A 23,462-nucleotide genomic window follows, 5' to 3' on the forward strand; every position below is an offset into this window, starting at 1 on the left:
ATAAACCTTTAGAAAATATAATAATTATTTATTATACATAAATAAGGTTAAATTTAATCATGTTTGAATTTTTCAAACTCTTCATCATAAAAACAACCCAATTGACAATGGGTAACTTTAATATCAGAATTTTTTATTGTAGAACCTACTTTTTTAAGTGTTGCACCTTTTGCTTGTGCTTCTTTCCAAGCAATTTCACACTCAACTTTTTTATTTTCAGTGGTATTTTTAGTTAGTGAATTATAAATTTTATCATCCATTTCTGAAAATGTAAGTTTTCCAAAAACTCCTAATTCACAATTTGTTATAGTTATATCTAAACTTTTTGCAATTTCTGCCATATCTTTAGGTTTCATACCTATTAGTCTTGCAACTTTAAAGGCCTTTAGACAAGATAGTTTACCTTCTTCATCTAAATTTGTCATTAATAAATCTGTTTGTATATTATCTAGTTTTTTCATTTTTACCTCTATTAAGATTTAAAAAATCTTAATTAAAAAACTTATATGAATAAGTATTCAATCTATTATATATTATAATAAATATATAACGAACTTAATATAGTGTTTTTGTATATAAAATATAAAATATGTTAATTTTCTTAACAGTAAGAAAAGAGAATATAGTTTTAAGTTATAAAAGAGGAGCCAGTTTCCTCTTTTATATTCTATCATTTATCAAGGAGAGAATATACTGTGATTGAAAGTATATTGCTTGATTAAAATTCTAACTATTTAATATTAACAAAATTGTAACAAAAGATTAACAAAGTATTAATTATCTTCCCATTTAGATTTAGGAGGAGTATAGTTTATTATTCTTTGAAAAATTTCCTCTATATCATCTGAAAAGATTATCATATCATAATGTCTTTTTGTTAAAAAGCCTTCTTCAACACAATTTTTTAAAAATTGCATTAAACTATTATAATATCCATTTACATTATAAAAAGCACAAGGTTTTTTATGCATTCCTATTTGAGTATTTGACATAATCTCAAATATCTCCTCAAAAGTTCCATATCCTCCAGGAAGAGCAATAAAAGCATCACTTAATTTTTCCATCATAGCTTTTCTTTCTCTCATAGTTTCAACTTTATATAATGTTTTTAAGTTTTTATTGGCAATTTCTTTATCTTCTAAATCATAAGTAATTACCCCTGTTACTTCAACTCCAAGTTTTAAGGCTTCATTTGAAACTATTCCCATAATTCCAGCTATGCTTCCTCCATAAACCATATTAAATTTATATTTTGCAAAAGTTTTAGCCACTTCTAAAGCTTTTATTTTATATATTTGTTTATCACCAAATTTTGAACCACAATAAATAGCTATATTCACTTTGTACCTTTTTATAAATTGTAAAAGCAATATAATAATTAATTTAAATTAGAGTTACTTTAAAGGAAGGGTTATTTTAAATAAGGCACCATAGTATTGTTCATTTTCAAAGAAAAAGTTAGTATTTTTTACTTCTATTTTTCCATACATATGTTTTGATATTATCTCTTGTGACATATATAATCCAATTCCTGTTCCTTGAGATTTATGCTTTGTTGTAAAATAAGGTTCAAAAACTTTTTCAATTATATGTTGAGGAATACCATTTGCATTATCTTTTATTTCTATTATGCAATCATTATTTTTTTTATAGACATTTATAAAAATAAGTTTATTTTTAATATCGTTTAAAATCAATGCATCTTCTGCATTATTTAAAATATTTATTAAAACTTGTAATAACTCATTTTCAAATCCAAAAATAGGTAAATCTTCAATATCTTTTATAAAATTTATCTCTTTATTTTTAAACTTTGCACTTGTTAGATTTAATACCTTTTCTATGGTTTTTTTTATGAAAAAATCTTTTTTGCTTCTATTTTTTAAAAAAAAGCTTCTAAAATCATCTATTGTTTTAGTTAAATATTTAGTTGAATTCAAAATATTATCTAAGGCTTCATCAACTAAATCTTCATTTAAAACTCCAACTTCTCTTTGAATTTTAACAGCTGAGGCACAAGTAGAAATAAGGGAAAGAGGTTGTCTCCATTGGTGGGCAATATTTTCTAGCATTTCTCCTAAGCTAGCCATTTTGGATTGATGAATTAAAAGCAAATTTTTCTCTTTAAACTCTTTTTCATCTATATCTTTTTGCATAGCAATACTGCATAAATGTGAAAAAGAATCAATAAGTCGTAATTCATAAGAAGAGGGGCGTTTAGATTCTTTATAATAAAAAGTAAAAGTTCCTAAGATTTCATCAATACTTGAAAATATTGGTTGAGAACAACAGGCTTTTATTCCTACTTCATTGGTTATGTATTTATATGCTTGCCAGTATGGATGAGTATTGATATTTTTGATAATCACTCTTTTTTTTAAAAAAGCAGCAGTTCCGGAAGCTGCCACTCCAGCTGCAATTTTAATACCTTTAATATTTTTTATATATGAGTTTGGTAAGGAAGGTGCAATTGCTTTTTCAATTCTTTTTTTATCTTTATTTAAAAATAAAATTGAGCACATTACATTTGGACATTTTTCTTCTACAAAATTTATTATAGTATTTAAAATCTCTTCTAAAGGTTCTTTTTTTATTATCATCTCAAAGATAGTTTGATTTTCTTGATATAAAATTTCATATTGTTTTCTTATTGTAATATCTCTTGATATTCCTAAAATTCCTATGGGATTATTTTTTTTATCATAAATAATTGTTTTTATTGTTTCTAAATAAATTGTTTCTTCTTTATTATAAATTCTTTCATCATATGTTTTAGTGATTTTATTTTTTAAGAGTTCAGTATCTGATTGAATAAAATTCATTGCTGTTTTTTTATTAAAAATTTCAAAATCATTTTTACCAACAATTTCATTCATATTTTTATTAAAATATTCTAAATAGGCTTTATTACAATTTTGATAAATTCCATCTAAGTCTTTTAAAAAAATTAAGTCATCAATGAGATTTATAATATCTTCTGGTTTTATATCTTTTTGTTTCATACTTAAATTTTAATAAAATAAATATTAAAATTACTTAAAAGTAAAAAAAAATATTATTTTCAAAATAGAATTTTTTCTATTTTGAAAAAGGTTCAAAAAGTATAATCAATCTTGGAAGTAGTAATATTGCTGAAAGTAAAATTGTAGCCATAACTATAACTGTTAATAATCCAAAGTATATTGTTGGAATTAGATTTGATAAAACTAAAATTGAAAAACCTACCATTACTGCAACTGAAGTATAAACCATAGCAAAACCAATAGTTTTATGTGAACGTTTCATTGCTTCAATATAATTATGATCTTTTTTAAATTCTGTTTTAAATCTATGAATATAGTGAATTGTATCATCTACTCCAATCCCAATTGATATAGCAGCAATAGTAATAGTCATAATATCTAAAGGTATCTCTAGCCAACCCATAATTCCAAAAATAATAGAAATAGGAACAATATTTGCTAATATAGCAATGGTTGCTAGCATTAAAGATCTAAATAAAATTATAAACATTATAAATAAAGTTAAAATTACAAATCCCAAAGTTTTAACTTGTGAATCAAATAATGATTGAAGCATATTATTATATAAAACCATTAAATTTGACAATCTATATTCAACACTATTATCATTGATTACATTTTTTAAATCATAATTTATTTTTTTAAGTAATTCATCTCTTCTTAAATTATCATCAGAATCAATAATTCTAAGTGTAATTCTTGCTTGGTCTTTTTGAATATTTATATATGGATCTAATACTATGGCTTTATATTCATTTGGTAATTTATTATATAAAAGTGCTAATTTAAAAGAATCTAACTCTTCATTGTTATTTAAGATTTTTCCAACTTTTAACATTGTTGCTAAAGATTGAACTTTTCCCACTTGTGGAATACTTTCTAAATAATCATGAACCTTAATAATCATATTCATTCTATGTTCAGTAAACCAATATTGTTCATTATTTTCTGTTTGATTAAATTCATCTTCAAAAGAAGCCAATATATCATCACTTGAAGTTTTTTTACTGTTCTCTTCTTTTTTTGTTTCATTAAAATTAATAATAATATCTAAAGGAGTTGTTCCACCTAGTTTTTGATCAATTACTTTCATACTTTTATATATCTCTGTATCTTTTTTAAAATAAGAGATAAAGCTATTCTCAACAAGTAATTTTGAAGCACCTGTTAAAGCAAAAGCAATAAGTATAATACTTCCTATTAAAATAGTATTACCCTTAGAAGTTACTATTTTTATAGCATAATCTATAAAGTGAAGATTATTTTCAAATGTTTTATATGGTAAAACTTTATTTAATAAAATTAAAATAGTTGGAAAAACTATAAATGCAATAATAAGTGAAATAGCAATTCCTGTACTCATCATCCAGCCTAAATTAATTACGGGCTGAATATTTGATAATAATAGTGAACCAAATCCTGCTATTGTTGTAATAATTGCAAAAAAAGATGGATTTAATTTTGATAACATAGTATTTAAAATAATCTTGCTATGTGAAGAGTTTTTATAAGTAATTGTTAGTTCTCTATATCTTACAATTAAATGTAAAATAATAGAAATAGTAATAATTAACTGTAATGAGATAAAATTAGAAGAGATAACTGTTACTTCCCAATTAAAAAATCCCAACATTCCACTTGTTGCAATTACTGATAAACTACAAATTAAAACAGATAAAGCAACCCATCTAATTTGTCTAAAAATAACCCATAAAATACCTATTAGCAATAAAATCAAAGTAGAACCATAAATTACTAAATCACTTTTTACAAAGCTTATAATATCAGTGGCTATCATATTTACACCACCTAAAAATAGAACTCCTTCATTTTTATATTTTTTTAAAATTACTCTAATATTTTTTATATAGTTATGTTCTAAAATTCTTTGTTTATCTCTATATTCTTTAAACTCTAAAGTTACTTTTTCAAGTTCTTTTAGTTCATCTTTTGAGATATTTTTTTCTCTTTTTTTGCTTAATAAGTCATTTCTTTTTTCAACTAAAGTAAAAAATTGTTCATTTCTTTTTAGATTTATAATAATTGCAGTTGTTTCAAAATCATTACTTACTAAACTATTTTTATAAATTGCAGAAGTTAAAAATTCATTTTTTACAAGTGCTTTATTTATATCTTTGCTATTTTCTAATGTTTTAACTTCTTCAACTAATTTTTGAAGTTGAGCTGTAGGAGACTGAAATAAAGGTACATTTAAAATAGAAATAATACTTTGTGTTTTATTTAGTTTTAAAATATCTTCACTTAAATCTTTAATTGTTTTTAGATTATTATTAGATAATAAGTCTTTATCTTTTGGAGTAAAAGTAATAACTAAAATATCTTCACTTTTATAATTTTTAGAAACTTCTCTTGCAAAAGCTAAATCTTTATCATCATCTAATAATAAAGTTTCAGCTGAAGCATCTATTTCAAGTTTTGTTGCATAAAAACCTAAAAAAGCTATTGATAAAAATACTAAAAATAGAATTTTTTTAGGGTTTTTAAATAATATATTTGTATAAAATTTTTTTATCATACTTCATTTTTTGTTTTAAGATATTCTATTAGACTCTCTATAGATTTATCTTTTAAATATTGTTCAAATTGAGTTCTATATGTTTGAATAATACTTACTCCTAGAATATTTACATCATAAATAAACCATTGATTATTTTTATTATTTTTATAAAATTTATAATCAATAGGAAAATTTTCTTTTTCTCCAACTAAAAGAGTTTTTAAAACTAATCTATTTTTAATCTCTTCTAATTCATTAATTTGCATTTTTTGATTAGTATATAATTCTAATTTATCAATATATGAATCTTTTAATCTTATCTCAAAAGCTTTAGAAAAGTTAGATTTTTGTTCATTTGAAATACTCTTCCAATTAGAACCTAAAGCTAACATAGACATAATTTGATAATCAAATGAAGTATCCATAATTTTTATAATCTCTTTACCTTTTTGTTCTTTTGAAAGAGATTTATTTTTTAATATTTCTAAAACATTATAAATATTTTTACTCATATTTTCTTTTATATCTTCTTTTTGCATAGCAAATAGGGATGTTGTTAATAATAAAATAGTAATAAATTTTTTTAACATTGATTATTCCTTTATCTCTTTATCTCTTTTTTGTTTATGTAGCTCTTTTAAATAAGGATATAAATCAATTGCATCTTTTTTAATTTTTTCATAAACTTTTAAAGTAAAAGATGAATTATTTACTAATTTATAACTTCTTAAAGCCAAGCTCTCTTCAAATGAGTTTGCTAAATAAAAAGAAGAATGTCCATTTTTTAACGGATTTGCATAGTCATCAACTAAAAATCCTAAAAAATCCCTTAGATTAGAATTACCCCAAAATGGTAAAACAATTGGAAAACCATCTCCTACTCCCCAAGTAGCTAATGTTTGTCCAAAATCTTCATGATGATGTTTTAAATCAAAGTTATTTTCTTTTGCAACATCAATTAAACCTGCAACTCCAAATGTACTATTTAATAAAAATAGTTGTAGCTCTTCCCATGAATTTTGAAATTTAAGTTGTAACAAATTATTTATAAATCTAATGGGAAACCCAAGATTTGTAAAAAAGTTTGAAACACCTGTTCTAACTGGTGAAGGTACTACATCTTTATATGTTGTAATAACAGGTTTAGAAATATAAACATAAAAAGTATCATTAAATGAAGTCATTGCCCTATTATATCTTTCAAGTGGATCAAAATCCTCTTTTGGTGACTCAAATTCATTTGAAAACTCTTCAAACTGATTATTAACATTAAATTCTTTACTATTAATTTCTTGTGCATTTGCATAAAAACATAGTAAAAAAAATATTAATACAACTTTTATCCTTCTCAAATCTTTTTCCTTATGTGTGTTGGGCGAATATTATAGTTAAAATATGCAAAAAAACAATTAAAAGAAATTTATTTCTTTAATTATTAAGTTGATTTAAAATTAAAATAGCTTGTAAAGGGTCAATTAATTTAGAATTAATTCTTATACTAAAATGTAAATGTGGTCCTGTAACTCTTCCTGTATCTCCACTTAAAGCTATAATTTCACCTCTTTTTACATAATCGCCTTCTTTATAGTTCATCTTACTTAAGTGAAAGTAACAAGAATAAACTCCTTGTCCATGGTCAATTATAATAGAGTTTCCTGCATAAAACCTATCTTTTGCCAATACTACAATACCATCATTTATAGCTTTGATTTTTGTTCCTATTGCAGCTTTAAAATCAGTTCCACTATGAAAACTTTTTATTGTATCATTATAAACTCTTTTATTTCCAAAATTACTTGTAATTTTGCTATTCATAGGATAGATAAAGTCTTTAGTCCAAAAAATCTTAGAAGTTGAAGTATTGTAAATATCCATTGCTTCTTTATATTCATATTGAGTTCTTATCTTATCTTTTTCATTTAAAGTTACTTTAGATTTTTGAACTTTAATGATTTCACTTTTATAGTTCCCATCTTCTACAAATATCTCTTGACCAATAAATTCTCTTTTATTATTTTTTAAATAGGAGATTATAATTTTATATTTTCCACTATTTGTATAATAATCAATTGGCAATAAGGCATAAAAGCTATTAGTTTTAAAAGGGTGTACTTTAAAGTCAATATTTGACTTTTCAAAGGTTAATTTAACATCACTAATATCTTTTTGTGTAAGTTCTAAAAGTAAAGTGTTTGCATTTTTTACTTTTGTTGAACTAATTTGTATTGCAAAGAGTGAATTTATAATTAAAATTAAAAATATTAAAACTTTTTTCATAATGAAATAATAACAAAAAAATATTTATTCAAGATTATTTATAAGTATATTATTACAAAATTGATATAATTGCAAAAATTTTGAGATTTTTATTGGAGTAATTTAATGGGTAGAGCCTTTGAATATAGAAAAGCAGCAAAGATGAAAAGATGGGGAAATATGTCTAGAGTTTTCCCAAAACTTGCAAAAGCAATTGAAATTGCAGCAAAAGCAGGAGGTGGAGATCCTGAAATGAACTCTGCTTTAAGAACTGCTATATTAAATGCGAAAGCTGAAAATATGCCAAAAGCAAATATTGATGCGGCAATAAAAAGAGCAACTGGAAAAGATGCTGCAAATTATGCTGATGTTAATTTTGAAGGAAAAGGTCCTCATGGTGTTTTAGTTTTTGTAGAAACTGCAACAGACAATAATACAAGAACAGTAGCAAATGTAAAAATGCATTTTAATAAAAATGGTGGACAAGTTGTTCCAACTGGTTCTTTAGAGTTTTTCTTTGATAGAAAAGCTATTTTTGAATTTAATAAAACAGATGATATGGATTTAGATGAATTGGAATTAGAACTAATTGATGCTGGATTAGAAGAGATTGAAGAAGAAGAGGGTATTGTTTTAGTTTATGCTGATTATAAAGATTTTGGTAATTTAAATAATAAATTTGAAGAGTTAGGAATAGCTTTAACAAAAGCAGAATTAAAAAGAATCCCAAATAATCCACAAGAGTTCACAGAAGAACAACAAGATGATATTGCTAAACTAATTGAAAAGCTTGAAGATGATGATGATGTTCAAGCTGTATATACAAATATAGCATAATAGTTAAATAACATAGAATTTTCTATGTTATTTATTTTGAATTTTTTTAATTATATTTTTAATATTTTCTATTCTTGTAGTTGAATTTGGATGTGTTGAGAAAAATTCTATACTTTCTTTTTTACCTTCACTCATATTTTCCCAAAATTTTAAAGCTTCATTTAAATTATAGCCTGCTTTATGCATTAGATAAATACCTATTTCATCAGCTTCACTTTCTTGCATTCTTCCATAAGGCATTAAAACTCCATATTGACTTCCTAAACCATATGCAATATTAAAAGTTTTTGAGTATTGTGGTGCTTGAGTACTTAAAGCGATATTTCCTAAAACTTGAATACCTTGTGAAAGCATACTAGCACTTACTCTTTCTGCTCCATGTCTTGCAAGTGCATGGGCTATTTCATGAGAAATAACTGTTGCTAATTGATCATCATTTTTCGCAACTTTTAAAATACCTGTATAAACTACAACTTTCCCACCTGGTAAACAAAAGGCATTTTTAGCTTCATTTTCAATTAAGTTAAATTCCCATTTATAATCTTTTTGATTAGCTACTTTTGCTATTTTTTCACCTATTTGTTTTACTTTATTTGAATCTTTTGTATTTTTTATAACTTTTGACTCAGTTAAAGTCTTTTTATATGAACTTTCACCTAAGGCTAGTTCTTCTTCTTGTGAAATTAGTATTAGTTGGTCTCTATTTGTATATGGTGCTTTATGAGTGCAACCTACAAAAATAGAGATAACTATAAGAAATAATATAGATTTTTTTAATGTTTTCAATTTTTCTCCTTTTGATATTTAATTTTATCAAAAAAAAAATTATTTTAAGACAAATAAGAGTAAAATCAATAAAATTTATAAAGGTATATTTTGAATATTGAGCATACAAAAGGAAATATTTTAGGACTTATTACCATTCTTTTATGGTCTTCTTTAGCACTTTTTACAGTATATTCAGGTTCTATTCCTGCTTTTGAACTTTTAAGTATCTCTTTTTTTATTGCTTCTTTTATTGGTTTACTTATGCTTAAAAACCAAAAAAGAAAAGTAAAAGAGCTTTTTAAAATTCCTATTAAAGCATATATTATTGGAGTTTTTGGTCTTTTTGGTTATCACTTTTTTTATTTTTTAGCAATAAAAAATGCTCCTGCTGTTGAAGCAAATTTGATAAATTATTTATGGCCTTTATTAATAGTTTTATTTTCTGCTTTTTTACCAAATGAAAAATTAAAATGGTATCACATTTTAGGAACTCTAATAGCTTTAATAGGAGCTATTTTATTAGTTTTAAAAGGTGGCTCATTTGAATTTGAAATAAAATATTTAGCTGGGTATCTTTTTGCTTTATTTGCTGCAATTATTTGGTCTAGTTATTCAGTAATTTCTAAAACTTTAAAACATGTACCAACTTTTGCAGTTACAGGATTTTGTATTTTAACAGCAATTTTTTCTTTAATTGCGCACTTGATTTTTGAAAATACAGTTATACCTTCAAGTACAGAGTTATTTGCAGCAATAATGTTAGGTTTAGGTCCTGTTGGTGGAGCTTTTTACTTATGGGATTTTGCCCTTAAAAATGGAGATATAAAAATCTTGGGTTCTTTATCATATTTAGCTCCTCTTTTATCCACATTAATACTTGTAATAATGGGTGTTGCTTCTATGAGTATTTATATTAGTTTAGCATGTTTATTTATTATTTTAGGTTCTTTAATTAGTTCAAAAGAGTATTTAAAATTAATAAAAGGTATCTTTATTAAATCTTAATTACATAGATACCTTTAAACTCTACACAAACTTTTTCATTTTCAATAATTTGAGAAGTGATTGTAATTGAAGCACTATTTTTTTCTTGAAGTTTTCTTTTTAATATTTCAATTTGTTCCAATGTGGGCATAAGTGTTTTACAAACCATATCTTTTGTTATTGGAGTTCTATATGAAGTATCACTTTTAATAATTGCTATCATACTTTTTTCATAACCTAAAGCTTTTATCTGCAAATAACAAGCACTCCATGCTGAAATAGTTACAAGTGTACTTAAACTTCCAGCAAAACCTGTACCTTTATCATTTATATTGGGAGCTAAAGGAATTTTTGTAATTAAAGTATTATCTTTAATTGAATCAATATTTAATTGCATAAATTTTGTAAGAGGAATCTCTTTATGTAATTTTTCTTCTAAATTTTTTAAATTCAAATCTCTCTCCTATAAAAAAAAGATTTTATCATATTTTAGCTTTTTACAATAAAGTTAAGAATTTCCTCAAATACTCTTTTACTCTCTTCCCCTTTTATAATCACATGTTCATTTTGTTCTAAAACTATTAGTTCTTTATTTTTAGAGTGTATTTTTTCATATATTTCATAAGCAGAAGTGATATTTACTATTGGGTCATCTTTTGCTTGGATAATTAAAGTATTTGCATTTATTCTATTTAAACTTTTTCTAGTTTTACTCATTAGTTCTTTTAGTTGCATAATAGCTTTTACATAATGCTTATCATAATTTATCTCTGGGTATCGTGGATGATTATCTACATACTCTTTTGCAAGAGTATTTGCATTAAAAGAACTTACAATTTCATTCCAAAAATTAATTGCAGGAAGTATGGTTTTAATTCTCATATCTTTTAAATTTAAAGCTGCATTTATACATACAACTCCTTGTAGTTGTAAAAAATATTTTTTTGAACTTAAAAGAGCTAAAAGTCCCCCTGTTGAAAAACCAACTAAATAGACTTTTTCATATTTTAATGTTGCAATAGTAATAGCTCTTGAAACACTATTATACCAATCTTTATAATTTCTATTTTTTAAATCTTCTGCTACTGTTCCATGACCTCTTAATCTTGGGGCATAAACATTTAAACCTTTATAATTTAAATATAAAGCCATCTCTTCTACTTCTTTTGGTGCAGAAGAAAAACCATGTATTGCAATAACACATTTATTTGAATTTATATTTGTAAAAGTATAAGGTTGTCCTATTCTTTTATCTTTTATATTATCTATATTTTTAAATTGCAAATAATCATTTTCAAACTCTTCTTGTTCTTCTTTTTCTAAAATTTCAAGAAGTTTTGAATTAATCTGTTTTGAACAAAGAGCTATCTCTTCTTTTACAATATCATTCATTTTTTCTATTATTAAAACTTCATTTAAAATTACTCTAATAATATTTTTTAATCTTATTGTATTGTGTGTATGTTTATTTAAAAGATTTTCTTTATTTATAATATAATCATTTTTTGTTTGAATAATAATTTTATCTCTTATGGCAATTTTTAATATTTCATTAAAAGGTATATATTTTTCATAAGAAATAAGATTTATAATATCCTTTTGCAAATCCTCTTCAAAAAGCTGACAATCTTGTTTTACTTTAGTTGCTATTAAATATAAAAGTCTTTTAAAATGATTTTTACAGATTACTTCTTTAGGGTAGTGATATAAAGTAAGAGCAAAAATATGCTCAAATCTAATAGTTAGATTTTCATAAATTCTTTTCATAAATTTATGAGTTAAATCATATCTTAATCCTTCAATTGTAGTTTTATGATTTAATTCAATTCCATAACTCTCTTTTAACATTTTATGTAAAGAAATAGGTTTTAGTATTCTAATAATTGTTTTAGATTTTAGGACAATATTACTTTCTATTTCTATTTCTTCTAAAAATTTTTCATCAATATTATCAAAAAGTTTTTTAGCTATTTTTTTTAGAAAATTTTCACCATTTCTTAGGGGAGAATAGCTAATATTAATTGGTACAATCATTGTCTCATTAATATTAATTGTCTCCTCATCTTCTATTAGATATTTTCTTTTAAATTTTGTAATATTTCTAATTTTTTTATTTAGATAATCTTTTCTTAAAAGTTCGGAGTATAATGCAAAAAAAGCTGAACCTGTAAAAACACGACTCTCTTCATTATCTATTCTTACACAATAATGATTATCCATTTTTACTATATCTTTAGCTTTTACCATTCTTCCTTCTGGAAATATCATCCAATCTTTTTTTCCAGTTAAAATCTCACCTAAGATTATATTATTTCTATTTGGATGGGATTTTGGTAAAGCTCCAATATTTTTTAGAAAATTACCAAAATAGGTTTTAAATAGTCCATCATCTGCTATTACTCCTACTTTTTTACCTGTTAATTCATATAAAGCATAAGGAACTACTATTGCCTCTGTTCTTGTAAAATGGTTTGCTACAAAGATTCTAGGATTGTTTTTAGGAATATTTTCTATTCCATCAATTTTTATATCAGAATCCAAAATCTTTTCTAATATATTTAAAACATAACCACTAGAATCTATAAGTAGATCTTTTTTCATTTTAAAGCCTTTTATCTTTGCTGTTTATAAATTTTATCTTTAAAATAATCTACATGAATAACATCCATTTTTTTATTATATGCAAGTTTTAAAGCCTCATACTCTTCATTTGTAATTACTCCTACATTATGAGACTCTTCAAGCATATCTAAAAATGCAGCTTTTTTTATGCTTTCATGTTTTACAGCATATTTAATTCTATCAAGGATTTGTTTATTTTCATTTTGTAAATCAAGAGCTTCTTCTAATTTATATAAAGGATCTTTTTTATTTGTTGGTGTATATAAACCACTACAAAGTGAGTTTAGATTTTCTTTATTTGTTAAAAACTCTACAATTTTTCTATTTAATTTATCTTCTGGTTTTATTCCAATTGGATTTAACCTAATAAAAGGTAAAAGAATTTTCATAAAGCCTAGATTTTGAATAATATCCTCTCTTGCTTCTTGAATTTTATAAAAACCATATTCACAAATATACTCAACTAAAATTTTATCTTCTTGTTTTTTACTATTTTCAAACTCTCTAATAGTTGCAGTTATAAGATATAACCAAGATAAAATATCTCCAAATCTTGCACTAATATTCTCTTTTTTCTTAATGTTTGCACCAAGTAAAACTAAAGAGAAATTTGATAGAGCTGTAAAGCTTGTTGCAGACCAAATCAATCTTTTTTTATAAGCTTGCAATTCTTTAGAAGTTTTTATAAATTTTCCTCTACTTATAAAATATACAAAAGATTTTATAGTTGAGTTAATTGATAAAGCAATGTGTTTTCTTAAAACTGTATCAAAAGAGTCTATATCATTATTTTGTATAGCTAATACTTGTTTATATAAATATGGATGAGATTTTATTAACCCTTGTCCAAATTGCATTAGATTTCTAGTTAAAATATTTGCACCTTCAACTGTAATAGATATTGGTAATGCAAAATAAGCATGAGCTAAAAGATTTTTTTCACCTCTAATTATTGCTGCTCCTCCTAATACATCCATACTGTCATTTATAATCTCTCTAAATTTTTCTGTTGCATGGTATTTCATTATTGAGTTTATTACTGCTGGTTTTGCCCCATTGTCAATTGCATCTAAAGTATAATTTCTTGAAGCATTTAATAAATAAGTAAAAGCTGCAATTTTTGCAATTTTTTCTTCTACTCCTTCAAATTTATCTATACTTAATCCAAATTGTTCTCTTAGTTGAGTATAAGTGCTTACAACTTTTAAAGCAAGTTTACTTCCACCTAAACTAACACTTGGTAAAGAAATACCTCTTCCTATTGATAAAGACTCAACTAGCATTTGCCATCCTTTACCAATCCCTTCTTTACCACCAATAATATTTTCTAAAGAGATTACTACATTTTTACCAAATATAGGAGAGTTTACAAAAGCAATTCCAAGAGGGTCATGTCTATTTGAGTTATCTACTCCTTTTGTTTTTGAATCAATTAGACCAAAAGTAATACCTAAATTTTCTTCATTTGATAGTAAATGATCTGGGTCTTTTAACACAAAAGCAAGACCAATTAATGTTGCAATATTTCCTAAAGTAATATATCTTTTTTCAAAATTAAGTTTTATTTTTATCTCACCTTTTTCATCTTTAAATAAAACTCCACTTGAAGTAATAGAAGTGGCATCACTACCTGCATTTGGTTCTGTTAATCCAAAACAAGGAACCTCTTGTCCTTGTGCCAATCTTGGAAGATAATAATCTTTTTGTTCTTGTGTTCCATGTTTTAAAATAAGTTCAGCAGGTCCCAATGAATTTGGTACCATTACTGTTATTGCTAAAACCTGTGATTTAGATACAAGTTTTTCTATAACTTTAGAGTGTGCTGTTGCACTAAAACCTAATCCCCCATACTCTTTTGGAATAATCATTCCAAAGAATTTTTTAGTTTTTATAAACTCCCAAGACTCTTTACTTAAATCTCTATTTTGAAAAATTTGCCAATCACTTTCTATTGCACATAATTGTTCAACTTCATTATCTAAAAAATCCTGTTCTTCTTTATTTAAAAGTGTAATTTTTTCATTTTTTACTTTATTAAAATCAACACTTCCTTTAAAAAAATCTGCTTCTATAAAGTTTGTTCCAGCTTGCAGTGCTTGATCTTCTGTTTTTGAAATTTTTGGAATTAAACCTTTTTCTTTTATAAAATTTAAAATAGATTTTATAATAAAGTGTTGTCTAACCTCTTTATTTAAAATAACAATTGCTAAAAGAGCAAATACTATCCAAAAAAGAACACCTGTACTAAAAAATGTAAGAGAATAAACTCCTATAAAAACAAACCATAAAATGGCTGGATATGAATAAAATCCAAATATCAATAATATTAAGGCAAAAATTAGTGTTTCCATAGCTCTTCTCCTGTGCTAAAATCTAATTTAGCTTCATTTAATTTTAATAATAAATTGCTAACTTTAAATCTTTTATCGTATAAATATTCTAATCTATTTAGTTCTTTTACGATTTTTTTAATACCTATTTCATTGGCATATTTTAATAATCCACCTTTATATGGTGGAAAACCAGTTCCTGCAACCATTGCAAAATCTAAAATATCTGCATCTTTCACAATCCCTTCTTCTAAACAAAGACTAGCTTCATTTATCATAATATAAATACATCTATTTCTAATCTCTTCTTCTGTTATAATCCTTGTATCTTTTGTGTAGTTATAAACTTCTTTATTTTCAACTATTTTTTTACTTGAGTAGTCATAAAAACCTTTTTTATTTTTTACTCCTAAATATTTTTTTTCATACATTTTTTCTAAAATAGGAGCAATTGCCATTCTTTCTCCATAGGATTTATTTAAAATAGTAGCCACATGAAAACCTATATCAATTCCTACTGTATCAGCAAGGCTAAAAGGTCCCATTGGCATACCAAAATCTTTTAAAACCCTATCAATAGTAGTTATATTACTTCCTTCACCAAGAATAAATCCAGCTTCATTTAAATAAGGTAATAAGATTCTATTTACTAAAAATCCTGCACAATCACCAACAACAATTGGCATTTTCCCAGCTTTTATTAGAGTTTGCTTTACTTTATTTATATTTTCTTCTTTTGTATATTTTGTAGGAATTATTTCTACTAAAGGCATCTTATTTACTGGGTTAAAAAAATGAATACCCATAAAGTTTTCTTTATTATTTAAAGAAGAAGCTAATTTTTCAATTGAAATTGAAGAAGTATTTGATGCAATAATTGCTTCTTTTTTCATTACTTTTTCTAACTGTTTGTAAGTTTTGATTTTTTCTTCTTCTTCTTCAACAATTGCTTCAAGAGCCAAATCTATATTTTGTAAACCTTCATAATTTTGCGTATAACTTAAAGAACTTAGTTTTAAATCAACTTGTGCTTTTGTCATTTTTCTAGTTTTAATAAAAAAATCATAAAGTTTTGCAACATCACTTATTATTGTTGAGGCATTTTCTAAACTTCTTAATTTAATTCTAACTTCTTTTAAATATTTTGAAAATAACCAAATAATACCTTTACCCATAACTCCACTACCTATAATTACAACAGAGTTAATCTCTTCTTTAGTTTTTATATAATCTTTTTTTATCTTTTCACTTAAGAAAAAAAGTTCTATTAAATATTTTGATTCTTTTGTAATTGCAAGTTGTGAAAAAGTTGAAGCTTCAATTTTTAAACCTTCGTTTAAAGATAAGTTATAAGTATTTTTTAAAACTTCTAAAGCTTTGTATGGAGCTTTAAAATCTTTATTTACCTTTTGTTGTAAATTTTGTAAAGCTTTTTTAAAAATAAGCTCTCTTGTAAAAGAGAATTTTTCTAAAAATGATTTTCTATCTTTTCTTAAAACTTTATGTTCTTTTACTTTTGAAATAAAAGCATTTATTTTACTTTTTTCTTGTCCTTCATCAAAGCATTCATCAATTAAACCTATTTTATAAGCTTTTAAACTATCAATTGTTTTACCTGTAAATATTAAATCCATAGCACTTATAAGACCTATTAATTTAGGTGCTCTTTGTGTTCCTCCAAGACCTGGGAAAAACCCTAGTTTAATTTCAGGAAAAGCAAACTTTGTACTTTTATTTGTTGTTGCAATTCTATACTTGCAAGCTAATGCAAGTTCTAAACCTCCACCCATACAAGCACCATTTATATATGCGATTGTTGGAATATTAAGATTTTCAATTTTATTTAAAATGGCATCACCTTCTAATAGTGCATTATAAACTTCTTCTTTATTTTTAAATTCTTTAATTTCATTAATATCAGCACCTGCAATAAAAATATTTTCTTTTAAACTTTTTATAATAAGGATTTTAATATTGCTATTTGATGAAATTTCATCAAGCTTTAAATTAAGTTCATTTAAAACTTCAAAAGATAGTTTATTTACTTTTTCATTTTGTAAATCAAACTCTAAAGTTGCAATATCATTTATTACAGTTAGATTTATATTATTCATATTACACCTCCAGTAAAAAAGAAGCCCCTTGGCCTCCACCCACACATAAAGTTGCAAGACCAGTTTTTAAGTTTCTTCTTTTTAACTCTTTTAATAAGTGTAAAACTATTCTAGTTCCACTCATACCAACTGGATGACCTAAGGCTATTGCCCCACCATTTACATTTAAAATCTCATTATTAATTTCGCCTAAAACTTTACCTTCAAAATGTTTATTGGCAAATTCAATAGATTTAAATGCTTCAAGATTTGCAAGAACTTGTGAAGCAAAAGCTTCATTTAGTTCTATTAAATCTATATCTTTTAAAGTAATCTTACTCCTATTAAATAGCTTATGAGTAGCATATAAAGGACCTAATCCCATTTTATCTGGTTCAAGTCCTGCATAAGCATAATCTTTAATATAACCTAAAGGCTCTAAATTAAGCTCTTTTGCTTTACTTTCACTACAAATAATAAGCATAGAAGCTCCATCAGAAACTTGTGAAGAATTTCCCGCTGTTACTGTTCCATTTGCATCAAAAATTGTTCGAAGTTTTCCTAAAGCTTCAAGAGTTTGATTTAATCTAACTCCATCATCTTCAAAAATTGAGCCATTTTTTGAAATAATTGGATGTATCTCTTCTTCAAAAATCTTATTTTCAATAGCTTTTTGCGCTTTTAAATGGGAATTTAAAGCATATAAATCTTGTGTTTGTCTATCTATTTTAAACTCATTTGCTAAATTTTCAGCAGTTTTTCCCATAATTTTTCCTGAAATTGGATCTGTTAATCCAGAAATTAGGCCAATTACAGGTTTTAAATCTTGAAGTTTTAATTTTGTTAAGATTTTAAGTTTCTCTTTTATGCTTTTTGTATTGGAAATTTCAGTTAAAATATTTTTAAAAGCTTGTGTATGAAGTAGGGGAATATTACTCATAGATTCAACTCCTCCAACTAAATAAAGTTCCCCTTGTTTTGAATGTATTTTTTCAATTGCACTTGAAATTGATTGCATTCCAGAAGCACAATTTCTATGAACTGTGTATGCAGGAGTTGAAATGGGGAAACCAGCTTTTATGGCAATTACTCTTGCTATATTTGCTGCATGTGTTGGTTGGGCAACATTTCCTATTATTACTTCATCAAACTCTTTATAATCAATACCACTTCTTAAAACTAGCTCTTTTGCTATAATACTTCCAAGTTCTTCTGCTTGAATATTATTTAATTTTCCATAGGCTTTTGCTATTGGACTTCTTAATCCATCTATAACAACTATTTTTTCCATCTTAGACTCCTAATACATACTTTCAATTATATCTTTATATTTTTTTTCGATATTTGTTTTACTTATTTTCATAGAAGGAGTTAATTCTCCTCCTTCAATAGAAATATCATTTGTTATTATTTCGTATTTAATAACTCTTTCCCACTTATTTAAATCTTTGTTTATTTTAAAAATAGTTCTTTCAATAGAGTTTCTTACGCTTTTTTGGTTAAAAAACTCTTCAATACTTAAATTACTTTTTGTTTGCAAATAAATATCTTTATTTACAAAGATAAGGCATGTTACATATTTTTTATTATTTGCAATAACAGTTGCAAATTCAATATATCTATTTTTTGTAAGTGCTTGTTCTATTTTTATAACTGAAACATATTCTCCTGTTGAAGTCTTTACTACCTCTTTTAATCTACTTTCAATAAATATATATCCCTCTTCATCAATTTTACCCATATCACCTGTGTGAAGCCATCCATCAATAATAGTCTGCTTTGTAAGCTCTTCTTGGTTTTTATACCCTTTCATTAAAGAATCACCCTTAACTAAAAGTTCATTTTCTTTTGAAAGTTTTACTTGAACACTAGGTAAGGCTTTCCCACAAGAACCTATCTTACTATTTTTTGGTGTATTTGTACAGATAACTGGAGAAAATTCTGTTAAACCATAACCTTGATATAAAGGAACTTTTATATTTACAAAAAATTTATAAATATCTTTATCAAGTGCAGCACCTCCACAAACTAATTGATTTATTCTTCCACCAAAAATCTCTCTAAATTTACTATATACTAGTTTGTCAAAGATTTTATAGATAATTCCTCTATGTTCAAAATTTATTGCATACTTAATAGCAGTTATGGCAATTAGCTTCGAAATTAAGGGTTTTGTAGAGATGTTTTCTTGAATTTTATTAAAAATTTTTTCAAGAAGTCTTGGAACTACTGTCATTGTAGTTGGTCTTACAAGTTTTAAAAGCTTTGAAGTATTTTCTATTTCATCAACAAAATAAATACTCATACCTTTACTTAAATAATAACTCATAACAGTTCTTTCAAAAATATGAGCTAAAGGAAGAAGTGAAAGGGCTATTTCTTTTTGCTCTAAATAAAAAACTTCATTAATATCTTTTAACTGAGAAATAATATTTTTATTTGTAAGTTCAACACCTTTTGGAGTTCCCGTATTACCACTTGTATAAATTACTGAAAAAATAGAGTTTTCATCACTTGAAGCAAGGAACTCTTTTTCTTGTTTAAAAAACTCTCTTTCTCCTAAAATAAATAACTCATCTAAACTATAAGTTTTATTTTTTTTAATATAAAAGCTATATGTAATATATGTTACATCTTTTTTAATATCTTTTATTCTTTTTGAAGAGTCTATAAATACAAAATCAATATTTGAATCTTCTATTTCAAATTCTAAATTTTTTGTAGAAATATTTGAAAAAATAGGTACACTTATTGCTTTTATTAAATGTAAAGCAAAATCAAATATAAGCCAATAGGGTGAAGATTTAGCGAAGATTGCAACATTATCACCTTCTTTTATACCAATTTTATTAAGAGCTAAACTTAGATATTTAACTCTTAATTCAAACTCTTTTATGGAAATATGTACATATTTTCCATCTTCAATATAGTTTAAAAAATTATTATTTTCATAGTTATTTATTATATGAAAAAATAGTTCTTCATAGGTTTTAAAATTGTAAGAAATCATAGTGACTCCTTTTTCTTAAGTTAGAATAATTGTATCATTTAAATTAAAATATGTACACAAAAAAAAATTTAATTTTCCAGTTTAAAGAAAAAATAATAAATCAATCAAAAAAAATATTTTTTTAATTAAACTTCTTAAAAAAAGACTTTTTTTTTCTTTTTGTGTACAATTATTGTACAAGTAATAAAAAAAAGAAAAATTAAGTTTTTTTTTCAAACTTAGTCTTTGGTAAAAAAATATTATTAGTAAATCTTTTAAAACTATCTAAAAATCGATTTATATATAAGCATAATTGGAAATTGTACTTTTTTTGTAACTTTTTTTTACAAAAAGACAAACTTGTACATAAATATACAAAAATTGTACATTTCCTAAAGCTAACATTATGTTATACTGTCAGTACAAATCAATTAGGAGATATTAATGAGTTTAATTGCTGATTACAAAGCGCATACGCAAGAAAGATTAAATGAAGGTGGATTACCTCCATTAGCTTTAACTGCTCAACAAACTGCTGAATTAGTTGAATTATTAAAAGCAGATTCAGTTGTAGAAGCTGAATATTTATTAGATTTATTTAAAAACAAAATCAACCCAGGTGTTGATGATGCTGCATATGTAAAAGCTGCATTTTTAAATGATATTGTACAAGGAAATGTTGCATGTTCTGTAATTTCAAAAACTGAAGCTATTGAAATTTTAGGAACAATGATGGGTGGATATAATGTTTCTCCACTTGTTGAAGCATTAAAAATTGATGAAGTAGCTCAAGCTGCAGCTGAACAATTAAAAAACACTATCCTAGTTTATAACTCATTTAATGATGTAAAAGAATTAATGGATGCTGGAAATGCAAAAGCAAAAGAAGTAATTGAGTCTTGGGCAAATGCTGAGTGGTTTACAAATAAACCAGAACTTGAAAAAGAGATTACTTTAACAGTTTATAAAATTCCTGGTGAAACAAATACAGATGATTTATCTCCTGCAACAGTTGCATTTACAAGATCTGATATTCCGTTACACGCAACAGCAATGTTACAATCAAGAATGGAAAAACCACTTGAAACTATGGCTTCTTTAAAACAAAAAGGTCATCCTTTAGCATATGTTGGAGATGTAGTAGGAACAGGAAGTTCTAGAAAATCAGGTATTAACTCTGTTCAATGGCATATGGGTAGAGATATTCCAGGTGTTCCAAATAAAAGAACAGGTGGTGTTGTAATTGGTTCTATTATTGCTCCAATTTTCTTTAATACAGCAGAAGATTCAGGATGTTTACCAATTCAAGCAAATGTTGATAGTTTAGAAACTGGAGATGTAATTGTTGTTAAACCTTATGATGGTGTTATTGAAAAAGATGGAAAACTTGTTTCTGAATTTAAACTTGCACCAAATACATTAACAGATGAGATGAGAGCAGGTGGAAGAATTCCTTTAATTATTGGAAAAGGATTAACTGCACGTGCAAGAGAAGCTTTAGGTTTAAGTGCTTCAACTATGTTTATTGCTCCTGAGCAACCAGCTGATAATGGAAAAGGATTTACTCAAGCACAAAAAATGGTTGGACGTGCTTGTGGAGTTGAAGGTATTAAACCAGGAATGTATGTTGAACCAATTGCAACTACTGTAGGTTCTCAAGATACAACTGGACCTATGACAAGAGATGAGATTAAAGAACTTGCAGCATTATCTTTTGGTGCAGATATGGTTATGCAATCTTTTTGTCATACAGCAGCTTACCCAAAACCAGCAGATATTAAATTAAGACATACTTTACCAGATTTTATTAATTCAAGAGGTGGGGTTACTTTAAGACCAGGTGATGGTGTTATTCACTCTTGGTTAAATAGATTATGTTTACCAGATACAGTAGGTACTGGTGGAGATTCTCATACAAGATTCCCAATTGGTATCTCTTTTCCAGCAGGTTCAGGATTAATTGCATTTGCAGGTGTTACAGGTATGATGCCTTTAACTATGCCAGAATCAGTATTAGTTAAATTTAAAGGTGAAATGCAACCAGGTATTACTTTAAGAGATTTAGTAAATGCTATTCCTTATTATGCAATTAAACAAGGATTATTAACAGTTCCTAAGAAAAATAAAAAGAATATCTTTGCAGGTAAAATTATTGAGATTCAAGGTTTACCAGATTTAAAAGTTGAGCAAGCATTCGAATTATCAGATGCTTCAGCAGAAAGAAGTGCTGCTGCTTGTTCTGTTCAATTAAATAAAGAACCAATTATTGAATACCTATCTTCAAATATTGCTTTAATTGAAAAAATGATTGAAGAAGGTTATGAAGATGCAAAAACTCTTCAAAGAAGAGCTGATAAAATGAGAGATTGGATTAAAAATCCAGAATTATTAGAGCCAGATGCAGATGCAGAATATTCAGCTGTAATTGAAATTAATTTAGATGAGATTAAAGAACCAATTTTAGCTTGTCCAAATGATCCAGATGATGTTGCAACTTTATCTGAAATTTTAGCTGATGATAATAGACCTAAGAAAATTGATGAAGTATTCGTAGGTTCTTGTATGACTAATATTGGATTATTTAGAGCTTTAGGAGAAGTATTAAAAGGTGAAGGTGTTGCACCTGCTAAATTATGGATTGCTCCTCCAACAAAAATGGATGAAGCACAATTAACTGAAGAGGGATACTATTCAATTTTTGCAGCAGCTGGTGCAAGAATGGAAATTCCTGGATGTTCATTATGTATGGGTAACCAAGCACAAGTAAATGAAGGTTCTGTAGTATTCTCTACTAGTACAAGAAACTTTGATAATAGACTTGGTAAAAACTCTAAAGTTTACTTAGGTTCAGCAGAAGTTGCTGCTGTTGCTGCACTTTTAGGAAGACTTCCAACTGTTGAAGAGTATATGGAAATTGTACCTAATAAAATTACTGAGCAAAATAAAGATGGAGTTTATAAATATTTAAATTTCCACCAAGTAACTGCTGAGCAATTAACAAACCTAGTACACTCTTAATAGACAAACTTAAGCCATTTTTAT

At 25.6% G+C, this 23,462-nt stretch carries 17 protein-coding genes; 3 read left to right on the plus strand and 14 right to left on the minus strand.

Annotated elements, in window-relative coordinates; genetic code table 11:
* Positions 1-53: 53 nt before the first annotated feature.
* The 7 genes from AMYT_RS05950 to pgp3 form a co-directional block, all read right to left on the minus strand.
* Entirely contained in the window at positions 54-461 is a 408-nt protein-coding gene (locus AMYT_RS05950) for a ModE family transcriptional regulator (protein WP_114841637.1), read from the minus strand.
* Positions 462-773: 312 nt separating this feature from the next.
* Complete coding sequence (locus tag AMYT_RS05955) at positions 774-1,340, minus strand: LOG family protein (protein WP_114841638.1); 567 nt, start codon at positions 1,338-1,340, stop codon at positions 774-776.
* A gap of 54 nt (positions 1,341-1,394) precedes the next feature.
* Positions 1,395-3,002, minus strand: a complete 1,608-nt coding sequence (locus AMYT_RS05960) for a sensor histidine kinase (RefSeq protein ID WP_114841639.1) — start codon at positions 3,000-3,002, stop codon at positions 1,395-1,397.
* Positions 3,003-3,078: 76 nt separating this feature from the next.
* A complete protein-coding gene (locus AMYT_RS05965) occupies positions 3,079-5,559 on the minus strand; it encodes an efflux RND transporter permease subunit (RefSeq protein ID WP_114841640.1) in 2,481 nt (826 codons plus the stop codon).
* A complete protein-coding gene (locus AMYT_RS05970) occupies positions 5,556-6,131 on the minus strand; it encodes an MlaC/ttg2D family ABC transporter substrate-binding protein (protein WP_114841641.1) in 576 nt (191 codons plus the stop codon). The genes AMYT_RS05965 and AMYT_RS05970 overlap by 4 nt, the downstream gene beginning before the upstream one ends.
* Before the next feature lie 3 nt (positions 6,132-6,134).
* Positions 6,135-6,893: an MlaA family lipoprotein gene (locus AMYT_RS05975; protein ID WP_114841642.1), complete on the minus strand. Its 759-nt coding sequence runs from the start codon at positions 6,891-6,893 to the stop codon at positions 6,135-6,137.
* Positions 6,894-6,969: 76 nt separating this feature from the next.
* Entirely contained in the window at positions 6,970-7,818 is an 849-nt protein-coding gene (pgp3, locus tag AMYT_RS05980; RefSeq protein WP_114841643.1) for a peptidoglycan metallopeptidase Pgp3, read from the minus strand.
* A gap of 105 nt (positions 7,819-7,923) precedes the next feature.
* On the opposite strand from pgp3, the gene AMYT_RS05985 reads away from it, so the two are divergent.
* A complete protein-coding gene (locus tag AMYT_RS05985) occupies positions 7,924-8,634 on the plus strand; it encodes a YebC/PmpR family DNA-binding transcriptional regulator (RefSeq protein WP_114841644.1) in 711 nt (236 codons plus the stop codon).
* Between the two features lie 27 nt (positions 8,635-8,661).
* Here AMYT_RS05985 and AMYT_RS05990 read toward each other — a convergent pair whose 3' ends face one another.
* The gene (locus AMYT_RS05990; protein ID WP_114841645.1) at positions 8,662-9,420 is read right to left on the minus strand and encodes a M48 family metallopeptidase; all 759 of its coding nucleotides are present in this window, start codon (positions 9,418-9,420) and stop codon (positions 8,662-8,664) included.
* A gap of 90 nt (positions 9,421-9,510) precedes the next feature.
* Here AMYT_RS05990 and yddG point away from each other — a divergent pair, with 90 nt between their 5' ends.
* Positions 9,511-10,407: an aromatic amino acid exporter YddG gene (gene yddG / locus AMYT_RS05995; RefSeq protein WP_228197902.1), complete on the plus strand. Its 897-nt coding sequence runs from the start codon at positions 9,511-9,513 to the stop codon at positions 10,405-10,407.
* On the opposite strand, the gene AMYT_RS06000 is transcribed toward yddG, so the two are convergent.
* The 6 genes from AMYT_RS06000 to AMYT_RS06025 are packed head-to-tail and all read right to left on the minus strand — an operon-like array spanning position 10,397 to position 20,441.
* Positions 10,397-10,840: a YiiD C-terminal domain-containing protein gene (locus AMYT_RS06000; RefSeq protein ID WP_114841646.1), complete on the minus strand. Its 444-nt coding sequence runs from the start codon at positions 10,838-10,840 to the stop codon at positions 10,397-10,399. The two genes, yddG and AMYT_RS06000, sit on opposite strands and share 11 nt — an antisense overlap.
* Positions 10,841-10,875: 35 nt before the next feature.
* Positions 10,876-12,987 (minus strand): alpha/beta fold hydrolase, encoded by a 2,112-nt coding sequence (locus AMYT_RS06005; protein WP_114841647.1) that lies wholly within the window; start codon positions 12,985-12,987, stop codon positions 10,876-10,878.
* Between the two features lie 11 nt (positions 12,988-12,998).
* Positions 12,999-15,359, minus strand: coding sequence for an acyl-CoA dehydrogenase (locus AMYT_RS06010; RefSeq protein WP_114841648.1), 2,361 nt, complete (start codon positions 15,357-15,359; stop codon positions 12,999-13,001).
* Complete coding sequence (locus tag AMYT_RS06015; RefSeq protein WP_114841649.1) at positions 15,347-17,452, minus strand: 3-hydroxyacyl-CoA dehydrogenase NAD-binding domain-containing protein; 2,106 nt, start codon at positions 17,450-17,452, stop codon at positions 15,347-15,349. The genes AMYT_RS06010 and AMYT_RS06015 overlap by 13 nt, the downstream gene beginning before the upstream one ends.
* Position 17,453: 1 nt before the next feature.
* Positions 17,454-18,722: a thiolase family protein gene (locus tag AMYT_RS06020; protein ID WP_114841650.1), complete on the minus strand. Its 1,269-nt coding sequence runs from the start codon at positions 18,720-18,722 to the stop codon at positions 17,454-17,456.
* Positions 18,723-18,731: 9 nt separating this feature from the next.
* Entirely contained in the window at positions 18,732-20,441 is a 1,710-nt protein-coding gene (locus AMYT_RS06025; protein WP_114841651.1) for an AMP-dependent synthetase/ligase, read from the minus strand.
* 423 nt (positions 20,442-20,864) lie between these two features.
* Here AMYT_RS06025 and AMYT_RS06030 point away from each other — a divergent pair, with 423 nt between their 5' ends.
* Positions 20,865-23,438, plus strand: coding sequence for a bifunctional aconitate hydratase 2/2-methylisocitrate dehydratase (locus AMYT_RS06030; RefSeq protein ID WP_114841652.1), 2,574 nt, complete (start codon positions 20,865-20,867; stop codon positions 23,436-23,438).
* Positions 23,439-23,462: the final 24 nt, after the last annotated feature.

The sequence above is a fragment of the Malaciobacter mytili LMG 24559 genome (assembly GCF_003346775.1).
Taxonomy (GTDB): domain Bacteria; phylum Campylobacterota; class Campylobacteria; order Campylobacterales; family Arcobacteraceae; genus Malaciobacter; species Malaciobacter mytili.

Coding starts and splice junctions, on each gene's coding strand:
- AMYT_RS05965 (WP_114841640.1), bottom strand. CDS start 5,559: ATGATAAAAAAATTTTATACAAATATATTATTTAAAAACCCTAAAAAA.
- AMYT_RS05960 (WP_114841639.1), bottom strand. CDS start 3,002: ATGAAACAAAAAGATATAAAACCAGAAGATATTATAAATCTCATTGAT.
- AMYT_RS06020 (WP_114841650.1), bottom strand. CDS start 18,722: ATGGAAAAAATAGTTGTTATAGATGGATTAAGAAGTCCAATAGCAAAA.
- AMYT_RS05970 (WP_114841641.1), bottom strand. CDS start 6,131: ATGTTAAAAAAATTTATTACTATTTTATTATTAACAACATCCCTATTT.
- AMYT_RS06010 (WP_114841648.1), bottom strand. CDS start 15,359: ATGGAAACACTAATTTTTGCCTTAATATTATTGATATTTGGATTTTAT.
- AMYT_RS05950 (WP_114841637.1), bottom strand. CDS start 461: ATGAAAAAACTAGATAATATACAAACAGATTTATTAATGACAAATTTA.
- AMYT_RS06005 (WP_114841647.1), bottom strand. CDS start 12,987: ATGAAAAAAGATCTACTTATAGATTCTAGTGGTTATGTTTTAAATATA.
- pgp3 (WP_114841643.1), bottom strand. CDS start 7,818: ATGAAAAAAGTTTTAATATTTTTAATTTTAATTATAAATTCACTCTTT.
- AMYT_RS06025 (WP_114841651.1), bottom strand. CDS start 20,441: ATGATTTCTTACAATTTTAAAACCTATGAAGAACTATTTTTTCATATA.
- AMYT_RS06015 (WP_114841649.1), bottom strand. CDS start 17,452: ATGAATAATATAAATCTAACTGTAATAAATGATATTGCAACTTTAGAG.
- AMYT_RS05985 (WP_114841644.1), top strand. CDS start 7,924: ATGGGTAGAGCCTTTGAATATAGAAAAGCAGCAAAGATGAAAAGATGG.
- AMYT_RS06030 (WP_114841652.1), top strand. CDS start 20,865: ATGAGTTTAATTGCTGATTACAAAGCGCATACGCAAGAAAGATTAAAT.